Genomic DNA, 14,339 nt, shown 5'->3' on the forward strand with positions numbered 1-14,339 from the left:
CTGAATCAGTTATTCGACTGGCTCAACTGCGCTCCTGTTTTCTGACAATGCCCGATAATATGCCTCAACCAGGCGTCGATACTGATCCGGAATGTCTTCTTCCGACACGGCATACAGGCGGCGCGTGATCTGCGCCAGTTCCGCACGGGCACGAAGATCACTCTCCAGCTCCACCAGGGGCTGTAACAGGCCGCGTAAAAGTTCCGGCTGGCTCATGAACGCTTCCAGCGACTGCTCAGTGATGTCTGAGCTGATGGAGCGGGCGTTGCCCCACAATGCTGCTTCTCCCGGTTCCGGAATCGCGCCACCCAGACCGGCCTGATCTGTGGCCGCCTGCCCGCCTGCACCGGCACGCTGTCCCCGCCCGCCGGCCTGTTGTCCCTGCTGCGCGCCGGGCTGTTGACCTGGCTGCTGGCCAGCCACCTGCTGACCTCGTTGCTGCGAGCCCGCCTCTCCCTGCTGGCCCGCGCCCTCCCGGGCCTGGTCGAGCTGCCGGGTTAATTGCTCGGCCAACGCCTGCGACCGCGACAGCCGGTCACGCAGTTCCGAGATCGACTCGTCACCCTGTCCACCGGCCGCGCGTGCATCAATTTCCTGTTGCAGCGACTCAAGTTGTTCACGCAGTGCACTGGCATCGGCTGCCGCCTGCATCAGAGCCTCCGTACCCGATTCACCGTCTGACTGAGTGCCCGGGTTCAGTGCCTGCAGGTTTTGCCCAAGCTCGGCCAGGGCATCAGCGACCTCCTGCTCAATATCGACCGCGAGATTCACCATGCCATTGCGTAGCACGCGATTGCCGGTATCCATCTGTTCACGCAGCGGTCTGATAGCGCGACTGGCCTGCTGCGCCTGCGATAACAACTGCTGTTCATCATTACCGGCCCGCGCAATAACAGCACGTAACATCCGCTCCAGCTCCTCCAGCTCTTGCCGGTTACGTTGCTGCTGGTTTAGCAGTGACTGCACATCTTCGTTGTTGGCGACGTCCTCGCGTGACTGCCCCACACCCTGTTCCCGGCCCAACTGCGCCAGCGCCTGCTGCAACTGTCGTTGTTGCTGAATCAACTGCTGTCCTCGCTCTGACAGGTTCTGCGCGAGCTGATTGGTGGAATTACCTGGCTGTTGATCCATCTGCCGTTGCTGTTCGCGCAGGCTTTCCAGCGCGCGCTGACTGCGCGCTGCAGCCTGTGCCGGCGTTTCGGCCCGGGCCGCTTCCTGCATCTGCTGCAGTGCGCGCTGCATCTGGCTTTCCTGCTGCGCACCGGACTGGCCCTGCTGGCCTTGCTGGCTCTGTTGGCCCTGCTGCTGCCCGCGCGACATTTGCTGATCCAGTTGCGCCAGTTCATTGCCCAACTGTTCCTGCTCCCGGCGCAATCGTTCCAGTTCCCGTCGGCGCTGCTCTTCGGTCATATCCTCCATGCGTCGCGATAAATCGCGTTGCGCACGGGTCAGACTTTCCTGGCGCCGCGCCAGCTCCTCAAGTCGGCTGGCCTCTTCGCTGTTGTTCTGGCCACTACTGGCTTGCCGGGGCGTTTCGTATCGATTCTCGTTCTGCCCCATCTCCATATCAAACAGTTCCTGCAGATCTTCGCGCTCCTGCTGGGCGCCGCCGCCCCCACCACCGCCTGCCGTGCGTTGAAAATTGACGTCAGTGCGATTGATTTCTGCTTCCGCTCGCAGCACCAGTTGCAAAGCCTGTTGCTCGGGCACCATGGCACTGGTCAGTGCCGCCTCGTCCAGTTCAGTGGCAGCCAGCTCCATCTGCGCTATGGCGTTGCGCAAAAAAGTCACCGCATTGGCGTAGGTGTCATCCGCAAAATCGATTCTCTCTGACAGCCGCTCAATGGACATCCCGGCACGTTCCACGGCATCGCGTTGCGACTCGGCAATCACGGCCACATCATCGGCAAACTGTTGTGGCTCCAGCTCCATCTGATTCTGACGAAGGCGCCAGGTCGCAGAAATAATATCCTTCTGCAATGTTACCAGCGCGCTGCTGTCGCCACCGCCGGCACCACCGCCGCCGCCACCCTGCTGACCACCGCTGGCGCGGCGAAACTCCTGATCAGTGGGCACCACCTGCAGAAAATAGATATCTGATACCACAGACTGGGCACCGTCCAGACCGTTGTTGTCAGCCAGCGTCATGTAATAGCTGATAAAGTCTCCCGGCTGTACCGTCAGGTCCTCCATGTAGATCATCTGGTTGCCGGCGATGCTTCGCGTTTGCGCCGGCGGTAAAAAGTCGACAGCTACTTCGTCACGGCCAACCACACTGTAGTGCAGGGTGAACTCGCTCAGACCATAATCGTCACTGGCTTCGACTTCCAGAACCACCTCTTCCAGTGGCATCACGTCCTGATCCCGGCCAGGACTGTGCAAGGCAAGCTCAGGCGGCTGATCTGCAATCGCACGGATATAAAATACATCCGGATCTTCGGTCTCCAGGTTATCGAAATCTGTCGCAAGAATCCGGTAGGTGGTATCGCTGGTCACGGTAAATGTAGCGGTGCCACTGATGCCGTCAATGCTGACAGGTTCCGTCATGTCATCGTCAAACACCACTTGCGCCTGCTGCACCGCTTTGTTGAAGGCCAGATCCAGAGTAACCCGGGTGCCTTCAGGCACTACCATGTCACCGGCATCTTCCTCGCTGTAGTTCTCGATCCCGGTATACTCAGGGAAAGTGTAGGCCACATCAATCTGCTCCGCGCGCGGCAGGTCATAAAGGCTGATGCGATACTGCCGGCTACGCTGCTCACCGTCATGTTCGACGCTGACGTAGTACTCGGTATCTTCCTCGACAGCGGGCATGTAGTAACTAAAGGCGGCGCCGTCACTGCCAGTGCCATCGCGGCGCATGGAAACGTCATACCAGTTAAGTTGATCAGTCTGCATGCGCAGACTGACATCCTCCGGCGACGCATTCTCGATGCGCACAATGATGGTCGCCTCGCGTCCACGCTGCATGCGGATATCGCCCGGCTCAACCACAATATTCATCTCTGCCGGTGGTTGAGCACTGTCTTCGACAGCCGGCAACGCAACTTCCTCGCCACCACGGAACGGCCACAACAGTTGTCCGCCGGCGCGCAGCAAGGCATCGGAGCTGACAAAAGCGATCAGGGTTACCAGCGCCACGGCGCCGGCGGTAGCCAGTGTCAGGAGCGGCAACCGTACATCTGACACCTGCGCCAGTTGTTGCTGCTGCGCCTCAAGATGGACATCGGCATCAGCCCACAACTGACGCACGAACTGGACCGACACCCCCGCGTCTGCGGCTGACTTTTCATCACTGGAGAATTCCAGTGACGTTAACAAACGCTGCTCCAGATCCGGCATTCTGGATTCAACAAACCGCGCCAGTTGCCTGTCGTCGGCGCGCAGACGCCGCAATGCCGCTACGTAACGCCAAAGTAATAGCGCTGCGACGGCGCCGAAACAGATAAAAAGCAGGGTTTGCAAGACAGGTGAAGGGGGCAACCACAGGCTGACCACGCTCAGGGTCAACAGCAAGACCACGATGCCGGTCAGCATCAGGCTGGTCTGCTGCAACATGCTCAGCAGGCGTCGCCGGCGACGCACCGTGGACAGAGTCGCACGCAATTTTTCGATTGTGGTTTTTTCCAACTTGGACAACGACATAGGCGGCTCTGCTGTTCGTGAATGAGTCAACGATAGCGCATGCAGTCGCTCTTTCCGTGAGCATTCCCTGGCTGTTGATCTGGTATCGCCTGTGACCTAACTATCCCATTAAGCGACCGGACAACGCAAGCAAATCTGTCCGCGCCTGGTTTCCATCTGACGCATGCGGCTTATGTACTTTTCCGGCTGCCCCACGGTCGCTTACGGCAACTTTATAATTCCTTCAAATGGCTGATAATAATCAGAATTCTCTGGAAAAACATGTATATCCGCATGACGCATGTCAGTACACAGGCGCGTCACTGAATTGTAGTGTGCGATGCTGCGCAAGGTATGCGACGTCGGGTTCGGCAACCGGATCGTGCCGGCCTCGTGCAACGCCAGTGCAATGCGCGGCGTCAGCCACTGGTAGTCGAGAATCTCGTCATCATCTACCACAATCTCCACCGGTGTGTGCAAGGGGCACAAAAAAAACCAAGTGGCATAACGCCGCGGCAAGCCCATGGGCGTCGTCCAGTGGGCAATGTGGATAAGCTCCGACGGCGCTATGCTGAGTCCGGCTTCCTCACGGGTCTCACGAATTACGGCGTTGATGGCTGCCAGATAATCCTGTTTGCGCCGGTCTCCCCCATGCTGCGGATAATCTGCGCTTTGCGACGGATAGTCCCCGGGATCCACTTTGCCACCTGGAAACACCCAGGCCCCGCCCTCAAACTTCAGTTTGGTATTACGCAACAGCAACAGTATTTCAACATCGTCTTCGGCCTCACGCACCAACACGACCGTGCTTGCAGGACTGGGGATCATTGGAATGCCTCTCTGTTTCTTATTCTTTTACGGTCAGCAACCGGATCACATCGTGGCTTTCTGTGCTGCGCGGATAGCTTTGACACTGTCACGCTGCTCCATTAGCGCCAGCAGTTCGCGTATACCCGGTTCAGTGCTGAATACATCCCAGTCCAGGGCTTTTTTTGTCACCCGGGTTACCAGCCCGACACTGAACAGAAAATAGAAATCTGCATAGGTCATCAGATTTCCGCCGATATATGGCGAATAATCCGCCAACCGGCGCAAGGCGGCAAACCCCTTTTGTAGTTCTTTACGTACGGACTCCTTTTCTGTATCACTGGCGGGCTTGCCAAAGAACACATCACCGTAGAGCCGGCGCGCAGGCAATTCGATATACAGTTCCAGATAACGGATCAGCTCCCGGATCTTGGCTTTTTCAAACGGGTCTTCGGGATAGAAAGCAGGGCCCTGACCCAGATCGTGCAGGTAATCAATGATAACTTCGGTTTCCGTCAGAAACCCCTGCCCGGTTTCCAGACAGGGTACCTTGCCCATCGGGCTACAGGACAGGTAATCGCTCTCCTGCGATGGCCGCACCAGCACTTCTTCAAACGCCATGCCCTTTTCCAACAAGGTCATTTTTACCATATTGTAATAATTGCTGATCGGAAACCCGTATAACTTGATCATTTTCCTGCTCCCTGTGGATGTTATTTTAATTTGTGTTTCAGCACCTTACCGGATGGCGCCGTGGGCAACTGAGCCATGAACAGTATTCTGGATGGCCGCTTGTAAGCCGTCAACAAGGGCTTGATGAAAGCCTGCAACTCGACCTCTGTCAGATCGCTGCCGGCGGCGCGCTGCACCCAGGCGACCACTTCCTCATTGCCGTCCCGTGGCTGCCCGACCACAGCACACAATAGCACTCCCGGATGTTTTGAGATAACGCCTTCCACCTCTGGCGGGTAGACATTAAAGCCCGAGTGAATAATCAACTCCTTGCTGCGCCCGGCGATATGGACATTGCCGGCTTCATCCAGTCGCACCAGGTCACCGGTATTCAGGTATCCCTCTGCATCCAGCGCTGCGGCTGTCGCCTGCGGGTTGCGGTAATAACCCAGCATAATATTGGGGCCTCGGATATGCAGCTCCCCGACCTCACCTGACGCCACCGGCTTGCCATCAACGTCCAGCAGTCGCGACGTAAGCCCGGGCAGCAGGCGTCCGACACTGCAGGATGCCAGCGGCTCGCTGTAGCGCACCTGACAAATGGTAGGCCCGCTTTCAGTCATACCGTAAGCATTCAACAAAGGCATGGCAAACAGGGCTTCTGTTTTTTCCTTGATCGCAGGATCCAGCGGCGCACCACCACTGTACATGAAACGCAAGGGCGGCATGTCAGCAGGCCCAAGTCCTTCGGCACGCGCATGGTCGACCAGCCTGGCAAACATCGCCGGCACGCCGAACACGCCGGTGATGCCATGCTCACGCATGGTTATCATCGCCGTCGCCGGCTCGAAGCGATCGGCCAGCACCAGTTCGGCACCGACATAGACCGAGGCCAGAAACACCGCCGCCAGCCCGAACACATGCGATACCGGCAACACCAGATAAACCCGGTCATCGGCACGCAGTCCCCGCAGGGCGCTGCTGACCGCAGCAACATACAGCACGTTGCGATGGGTCAACATGACCCCTTTCGGATCTCCGGTGGTCCCGGTGGTATAGATCAGGGTAAAAACACCTGCGTCGATCAGGCTGGCCTCCTCCGGCCTTGCCGGCACCGGCATGGGCCGCACGCCAACATCACCTGCGCCCAGTTCCAGCATAAAACTGTCGCTCAACGCGGCGAACGGCTGCCAACGCTCCATGGCGGCCGCGGAATCAAGGAAGTACAGCAGCAGACGCGGTTCACAGTGCTGTCGAATCCGGTCAAGCTCGGACTCCGCCATGCGGGCATTCACCACCACCGGCCAGGCGGATAATTCACTCAGCGCGAGAATGGTTACGACCAGCGGCACACAGTTCTCATTAATCAGCATGACCCGGTCACCGGCTTTGACGCCGGCGTCCTGCAACGTTTGCCGAGCTGCACACACGGCATCAGCGAACTGACCATAGTTCAGTGCCCGCCCCAAATGATCACGCACTGCCGGTGCCCCCGCATTGCGCCGGGCATGCTGCATCAAGGCATCACTGACTCGTGCCGGCAGACACTCAAGCAGCGCTTGCGGCGATTGACCCAACAGCCGTTCGTCATTAGATTGCATAGATTCTCCGAATTAAAACCAGCCAGTGGTCCGCCTCATGCCAGTCACCCGCTCAACCGCCAGCACCCGTCCGTCCGTCAACACCGGCCGCCGCATTCTTTTATTGAGCGCTTATGATGCATACAGTCACCAGCAGTGGCGGGACACGTTATGCGACATGTTTCCTGACGACCAGTGGACCTGCCTGAGCCTGCCACCGCGTCACTTCGCCTGGCGCGTGCGCGGCAACAGCCTGACCTGGGCATTTAACCACCGCCAGACGCTGACTGACAACTACGACCTGCTGGTCGTGACATCACTGACCGACCTGAGCAGTCTGCGTGGTTTGGTACCGGCACTGGCGCGCTTGCCGACATTGGTTTATTTTCATGAGAATCAGTTCGTTTATCCCGCCAGACCAACCCGGGCAACGACCCCGGCAGCCGATGCCACACAACGCAGCAACCAGATCAATGCACAAATAACCAGCCTCTACACCGCTTTGTGCGCAGATCACATTGCCTTCAACAGCGACTGGAACCGCCGCAGCTTTTTCGACGGACTCGAGTCATTGCTGAGCAAATTGCCTGACCATGTACCGCCCGACCTGCCACAGTCCTTAAGGTCAAAATCATCTGTACTGCCAGTACCATTGCCCGATCAATTGTTTGCCGGTAGTTTTCACAATAACAGTGACACAAGGCGCCGTCACAACGTTGCAGATGACCTGCAGCTGGCCTGGAATCATCGACACGAATACGACAAAGGCCCGGAGCTCTTGCTTGCCATTGTCCGGCAGCTGGTCGGGCAAGGTTTTCCGTTTCGCATGCATCTGCTGGGGCAACGTTTTCGCGGTGAACCTGATGAGTTTCCGCAGATCCGATCACTGCTTGCTGCCCATTATGCTCATCACAACATGACACCCGGCCTCGATGCCTGGCTGCCATCACGCGATGAATACGAGGGCGTTTTATCGAACTCTGACATCGTGTTATCCACCGCCTTGCATGACTTTCAGGGCCTATCGGTACTCGAGGCAATGGCCAGAGGATGCGTACCGCTGGCGCCCGCCGCACTGGCGTATCCTGAGTACATCAATCCCGAGTGCCTGTATTCAGTGGCAGGACTGACCGTGGCGGAGCAGGCCGTGTCCGCTTGCGAAAAAATCACCACATGGCACCGGCAGTGGCAAAATCCCCGGACCTGCCGCCCTGACATTGATATTCGCCGGTTCAGCGCCGGGGCCATGCATGAAGCCTGGAAAACCCGCATGGAAGGTATCATGACCGGGGCCTGAAAATGCTTGTCGCCACAATGCCTACACGCTAAAGTTGTGCCCATTAAAGAATCACGACAAGCAGTATCGAACGACTCGGGGAGTATCCATGCGGTTAACACACATCAAGAATCTGGCTGTATTGCTCGGCACACTGTTGCTGCCATTGACTTTGTCTGCACAGGACACAGATGAGCAGGCCACCGGTGATGAACAGAATGAGGCTGCTTTTCAGAGCTGGCTGACAGAGTTTCGCGAGGATGCGCTGGCGCGCGGCATCAGCGCCAGCACCCTCGACAGCGTGTTGCCGACGATCAGACAGCAGCGTCAGGCTGTGCAGGCTGACCGCAGTCAGGCTGAATTCGTCAATACCTATGAACGCTACCTGCGCCGGGTGAATGCATCCCGCATAGAGGCGGGCAAGGATCTGATGGCGGAGCACGGCGACATGATCCGCGAGGTCTCTGCCGGGTACGGCGTGCAGCACCGTTTCGTGGTAGCCATTCTTGGACTGGAAAGCAACTATGGCAGCTTCCCTATCACCGAACCGCTGTTCAGTGTCATTGCCACATTGGCCTTTGATGGTCGTCGGGGAGAGATGTTCCGCAATGAGCTGTATGCCGCGCTGGAGATCGTGGACAAGGGTTATGCCACGCCGGAGATGATGAAAAGTTCGTGGGCAGGCGCATTGGGCATTGTGCAGTTCACGCCAAGCAGCTTCCTGCGCCTGGCGGTTGATCACGATGGCGATGGCCGTATCGATCTGTGGACCATGGGCCCGGACGTCATAGCATCCGTGGCCAACTATCTGAGCTCAACCGGTTGGCGTGATGATCAGACCTGGGGCCGGGAAGTAAGCCTGCCGTCGGGTGGTGAGCAATCGTTGCCGGCACCGCAAAGCGCGGGCATGACGCCGGAGGCACAATGCCGTTCGTTTCAGAGCATGGGTGCCTGGCGTCCACTTAATGACTGGCAGCAGCTGGGTGTGCGCCGGGCCGACGGCAGTGATCTGCCGACGCGAAACCTGCCGGCGGCGCTGTTGATCGGTGATGAGGGTGACGACAAGGGCTACCTGGTGTACCGCAACTTCTGCTCCATCATGCGCTACAACCCGGCCTTCCGCTACGCCCTCTCCGTCTCCCTGCTCGCCGATGCCATAGACGATATCCGCGACTGACGTCCCGGTCTATTTCGTAAGATAATGCTCCGTTCGGCCATATACGGTTAGAAGATTTCGATGGGGACGCAGGCCGAGCTTGGGTATCGTCTTCCGGAGACGCCCGTGAACCTTATCTGACCGCCATGGAGGGCGGAAATGCAGGTTTTGCAGGAGCAAAAACCGGCCCTGGGGGGCTCGGTGACAACCGTCCAAGGGTTGTCAACGCTCCTCCAGACGATACCCAAGCCCGGCCAGCTCGTGCCAGATTCTACTATCAATGGGCATCATCAGACTTCGCATTCGCAAGATCTTAATTGCCAGAATCCTGCACGAGCACTTCGGGTGGTGGGTGGCGGCTTGAGTAGCGTATGCGACCCTTGGACGGTCGCATCCGAGCCCCCCAGGGATGGGTTCACGGGCGTCTACGAAAGCCGCCACCCACCACCCGGAGGGCGTCCAGAAAAGTTTTTTAGATAGTTAGCGGTTAGCGGTTAGCGGTTAGCGGAAAATCAGACATCATCGTCGCGTGAAACGACCGGGAAAACGATTTCCTGCCCGACGCGCACACGACTGAAATCCAGCCCCGGATTGTACTGCCGCAACAACCACAACGGCACCGAATAACGCTGCCTCGCTATGCTCGCAATATTCTCATTCACCGCCAGCTCATGACGCGCCAGATCCTGAATACGGTAATTGCGGAAAAAATTCTCCTGCTGCGCTACATGGAACTGCCGACGACGCAGTTCAAACTCATCCTGATCGATCTGACTGAAGTCCAGACGTAGCCGCTCGCCAATGATCAAAGGTTGACCGAAGCTCAACCGGTTGAGGTTGCGCAGTGATTGTGTCGGTATATCCAGCCAGTCAGCAAAGTGACCAAGGGTTTCCGAGGCCTGAATTTCAACAGTCGCGTTACTGCCCACCGAATAGTCTGACGGATCTGCTGACAGCGCTCGTATTGCCAGCTCATTACCTGCGCTGACGCTCAGATCCGGCTCTACAGCCAGGTCATCTGCCGCTTCGTCCGACATGACCTGCACCACCAACCGATCGCCATGGATTTGCGCATCATATTGCGGCGGCCCCATCAGGCCAGAACCCGATGCATCAGCGGTCTGCGGCAATACCACCGGCTCATCTATGGTTCGTTGATCCACCGCCGAATTGTAAGCTGCTGTTGTCAGTTGCGGCTCATCACCGGTGGGTATCCGCAGCGCCTGACCGGCATAAATACGATGCGGGTCCGTGATCCCGTTCAAGCGCAGAATATCCGACTCACTGACACCCATCTGCGCCGCAATCAGCGACAACGTGTCGCCGGCACGAACACTGTAGCTGCCATCTGCTGTGGCCACTGCAGGCTGCAGCTCTGGCGTGGATGCCTCTGACGGACCTGACGCGAGGGTCTGTGTCGCCATATTGGTATCATGTGGCAGCAGCAGCGTTTGCCCGATCTGGATACGATGCTGATTGTCGAGTTGATTTAATGCCACCAACTGGCCAATGGACGTATCAAAGCGACCGGCAATGGCAGACAGGCTGTCGCCACGCTGTACAACGTAATTCACATCCGGGGTCTGATAGGCAAACATCTGTTCCGCCGGGATACGCTCAATCAGGGTCGCCAGCGGCGCATCAATCGAGTTCCGTTGCACTTTGACGGTGTAGCCTCGCGGGATACGTTTGCCACCCTGCCACACTACCGGCCGCAATGCCGGATTATCAAACCGCAGTTGTTCCAGCGTCACACCCATGGACCTTGCCAGCGTATCCGCTTCGATATAGGCCTCCAGCTCGAACTCATCATATTCCGGCGCCGCGTCCAGATGCAGCAACCCGAACAGCGCCTGCGCCCGGCGCTCGACATCCAGCACCGCGAGGAACTGTGGATAGAAGTTGCGCGACGCGAAGCCAAACGCACGACCGTCATAGTTGGCGATAATATCCTCAATCCGGTTGCTGCCGACTTCACGCACGGCACGCGCCAGGCCGCCGGCGCCATGGTTATAGGCCGTCAATGCCAGCGGCCACTGGCCCAGCAGATTGTAATTGTATTCCAGCAGACTCATTGCCGCATGCGTGGCAACATAGGGATCCATGCGCTCATCCACAACATTGTCGATACGCATGAAGCGTTGCCCGGTCGCACGGATGAACTGCCACATGCCGGCAGCATTGGCATGCGAATAAGCGCCGGGATGAAAAGAGGATTCAACATGCGGCAAGGCGCCGAGCTCAACCGGCAAACCGCGCTCGGTGGCTATCCGGTTGATGTGCTCGCGGTAGGCACCAGAACGAATCAGGCCTTCCACAAACCGGTCGGATTGCCCCAGCTGAAAGCGCACATTGTTCGCCGCTGCGGCTAACTCTGTGTTACTGACACCGGCCGGCCAGGCATCCAGGGTTTGTTGCTGGGTCAGGGTCAGATCGGTGCGTTTGCCCGTCGCCAGCACCTGCAGATCTTCGACGATGCGGTTGCGAAACTGTTCGATCTCCCGGCGATTATAGTCGACCTTGCGGTAGACCACGGCCAGATTGCGGGCATCGTGCAAAAACCCGCTGTCAGTATCGACTTCAGTATATACACGCGTCCAGAAACCGATGGCCGGCTCCAGTTCTGCTGGTCTGGGCAACGCCTCAGACTGAGCCTGGACCGGGCCTGCCGACAGCGACAGCAAGCCCAGCAGGCCTAAAAAACACCCTAAAGCATATCGATGCAGGCTTGTTTTTATCATCAGCATAATCCACAAAACTCTCAGAACGGTCGACAAAATGCTAAATCGGGCAACTGTCAATCAATCCAGTCGCCGACTATAGATACAAGATAGCGGGTAGACAAATACATTATTGCCTGATCTTGCCCGCGCCAACGCACCCTGTCAACTCCAGCCAGCGCCCGGGAGATTATGAACTCGCAGTCCCGCGCCGGATATTCGCGCACAGGATATTGTCAGCAATCAAAGCGAATATCTGACACTGATGACGGTATGGGCCTGCTGCGCGTCGAAACCCGAGAAAGCAGGATTCTCGGCATTCTGTGCAAAAACGTTGGACGAGACCAGCATCTCGAAGTGGGCGCTGACCTGCCATGCAAGCTCAACATCCAGCTCGAACCTGTCGATCACCACTGGCGTGTTCTGTATTTCGGTTTTGTTGTAGCTGGGCCCCATTCTCAGGGACATATTCGGGGACAATGACCATGCACCACCCAAAAAGATGGTCTCATCAAAAATACCACCCGAATTAGGAATATTGGTTTCATGGAAGCTTCTGTCAGCAGAAAAAACCAGTGTAAGGTTGTCACTCGCAGTATAGTTCAACCTGCCGCTGCCCACCCAGGCCTTCTCGATATCGGGTATTGTTGCGCTTTTGAAGCGTTGCGTGAACCGGAAGATATCCACATCACCCGAAAAACTGCCAATCTGATACTCAGCCCCGACACCATAACGATTCTCGTCGGAATTGCGATTCGCCAGTGTCGGTGAAGTCCTAGATTCGTATCTGACAGACTGAGTGCCACCAAACAGGAAAGCCCTTCCCCAGCCGAAGTGACGGCCTGCCAGCAGGATATAATCGCGCTCCGACCGGTCAAGAGCGTCACTCTCAAACCCCGTTGTTGTCCGGGACTCGACCTCGTCATTGCGACCCATGATATTGGCGAAGTAACGGGAATTGTCGATTTCGAAAATTGCTTCGACGCGCTGGTTTTGCTGCACACCGCTGGTAAAATTGTTGAGCTGCTCCGATTGGCTTTTTCCCAGTATGTCCTCTTCATTGATGACCAGCAGACGCAGGTTGGTCATCTCGGAGGTCACGAAACGACCAAAAACGGTCGCATTGGTCACGTCCAGATCCATATCCTGATAGGCATCATCGCGAAAATCCTGCGTGAAATGTTCCAGCGTACCGATAATCAGGTGGCGCTCTGCGCTCGACGTCACTGAGGTCGACAACCCCAGCTGGGTCGCTTCGGAACTCAGGTGGCTCGCATCCCGATAGACATTATTCGTTGTCATCAGGCCGGCGGTCACGTCGGCGTTAAGATGAAGTGAACCCAGCGCCCTGCCTTCTGGTTGCGGAAAACCGGCCGGAACCGGAATATCCTGAAAATGAGCACTTTGTGCGCTCACACTTTGCGCCAGACCAATCAGCAATGGCACAAATACGGCTTTGAAGGGTGATTTCATGAAATATACGGCCTCTCGGGACATTCTCGGTAGAGGAAAAGACAAGGGATCCGGCAGGACACAGTCAAAAGCGCCTGTTCAGGTACTTTTTTTCACCGGTGCAGGTGAGGATACCAGCAGCACCAATCCCACTATGACAGGGGAAACAAGCAATGAGAAAGTAAATACGCCGGAAACCCGATGGCACGATTTCGCCCCAAAAAACCGACAACGGCACTCACACAGACATAGATTATGAGTAAAAGCGGGTCAAACATCATTGTCCAGACTCCATGCAAGCACAGTAATTGAACAGCAAACTGCCCTGTACAAGGTACAGGGCAGTTGTCATCACACGACAGCCTTCAGAAATGCTGGCCGCCTGGCGCAAGCCGCCAGACACAAGCCAAATCAGGCCTTGGCAGTTTTGGCAGTAAACTCGTTCTTCAGGTCGTCTTTTACCTTGTCGACGTCAAAGTTCGACAGCGTGCCGCCACCTTCAAAGTGATTAACAAAAACTTTTCCCACCGCATACGTCGCCGCTGCACCCAGGGCACCCATGCTTACACCACCGGCAAAAGAACCCAGACCAGGGATAATCTTGACCGTTGTAAAAGCAAACGGCGCCGCAAGGCCTGCCGTTGTCAGTGTACCCAGCAGAGTTGCAACTGTGGTCTTGATGGCTTCCTGCTTAACAGTTTTACCGTAAAGACGTGTCAGATCGCTGACCATTTTTACCTGGACGGCAGCGAGCCCGGCAAGATCGACGTAAGGCACCGGTATGAAACCCGCCGCAGCGCTCCACTTGCATTTGTTGGAAATAATTGCTGACGCCTGGTCCAGGCGTTCCGCTTTCTCAGCCATTTGCGCTTCTGTCTCGGTATCGATGTCGGTTTCGGTCTTGGTAGCCACGTTACACTCCTTATGAAATAATTTGCTGGTTAACTGTCAATTGGGCGACCGCACTTTCTCTTTCGGCCGCTTCTGTAACTTTGGGACGCTTTTATCGAATTTGGCGCAGGCCAGAATGCTAATCCAGCATATATTCCTTA

General features: G+C 56.8%; 9 protein-coding genes. 2 read left to right on the plus strand and 7 right to left on the minus strand.

Annotated features, from left to right (window positions below):
- Positions 1-9 precede the first annotated feature (9 nt).
- The 4 genes from ENH71_RS03365 to ENH71_RS03380 form a co-directional block, all read right to left on the minus strand.
- Positions 10-3,645, minus strand: coding sequence for a DUF4175 family protein (locus tag ENH71_RS03365; protein WP_294133202.1), 3,636 nt, complete (start codon positions 3,643-3,645; stop codon positions 10-12).
- Between the two features lie 201 nt (positions 3,646-3,846).
- Complete coding sequence (locus ENH71_RS03370) at positions 3,847-4,452, minus strand: NUDIX hydrolase (protein ID WP_294133207.1); 606 nt, start codon at positions 4,450-4,452, stop codon at positions 3,847-3,849.
- 45 nt (positions 4,453-4,497) lie between these two features.
- Positions 4,498-5,124 (minus strand): glutathione S-transferase family protein, encoded by a 627-nt coding sequence (locus tag ENH71_RS03375; protein WP_294133209.1) that lies wholly within the window; start codon positions 5,122-5,124, stop codon positions 4,498-4,500.
- A 20-nt stretch (positions 5,125-5,144) separates the two neighbouring features.
- Positions 5,145-6,704, minus strand: a complete 1,560-nt coding sequence (locus ENH71_RS03380) for a class I adenylate-forming enzyme family protein (RefSeq protein ID WP_294133211.1) — start codon at positions 6,702-6,704, stop codon at positions 5,145-5,147.
- 37 nt (positions 6,705-6,741) lie between these two features.
- Between ENH71_RS03380 and ENH71_RS03385 the strand changes: the two genes are divergently transcribed.
- On the plus strand, positions 6,742-7,980 hold the full coding sequence (locus ENH71_RS03385; RefSeq protein WP_294133213.1) for a tRNA-queuosine alpha-mannosyltransferase domain-containing protein: 1,239 nt from the start codon (positions 6,742-6,744) through the stop codon (positions 7,978-7,980).
- An 88-nt stretch (positions 7,981-8,068) separates the two neighbouring features.
- Positions 8,069-9,136 (plus strand): lytic murein transglycosylase, encoded by a 1,068-nt coding sequence (locus tag ENH71_RS03390; RefSeq protein ID WP_294133215.1) that lies wholly within the window; start codon positions 8,069-8,071, stop codon positions 9,134-9,136.
- Between the two features lie 491 nt (positions 9,137-9,627).
- On the opposite strand, the gene ENH71_RS03395 is transcribed toward ENH71_RS03390, so the two are convergent.
- From ENH71_RS03395 to ENH71_RS03405, 3 genes are all read right to left on the minus strand, one after another.
- Positions 9,628-11,856 carry a LysM peptidoglycan-binding domain-containing protein gene (locus ENH71_RS03395; RefSeq protein WP_294133219.1) on the minus strand — a complete coding sequence of 743 codons (2,229 nt, stop codon included), beginning with the start codon at positions 11,854-11,856 and terminating at the stop codon, positions 9,628-9,630.
- Between the two features lie 222 nt (positions 11,857-12,078).
- The gene (locus tag ENH71_RS03400) at positions 12,079-13,308 is read right to left on the minus strand and encodes an outer membrane beta-barrel protein (protein WP_294133222.1); all 1,230 of its coding nucleotides are present in this window, start codon (positions 13,306-13,308) and stop codon (positions 12,079-12,081) included.
- A 390-nt stretch (positions 13,309-13,698) separates the two neighbouring features.
- On the minus strand, positions 13,699-14,199 hold the full coding sequence (locus tag ENH71_RS03405) for a YcjF family protein (protein WP_294133225.1): 501 nt from the start codon (positions 14,197-14,199) through the stop codon (positions 13,699-13,701).
- Positions 14,200-14,339 lie beyond the last annotated feature (140 nt).

The sequence above is a fragment of the Pseudohongiella sp. genome (assembly GCF_011050365.1).
Classification (GTDB): Bacteria; Pseudomonadota; Gammaproteobacteria; order Pseudomonadales; family Pseudohongiellaceae; genus Pseudohongiella.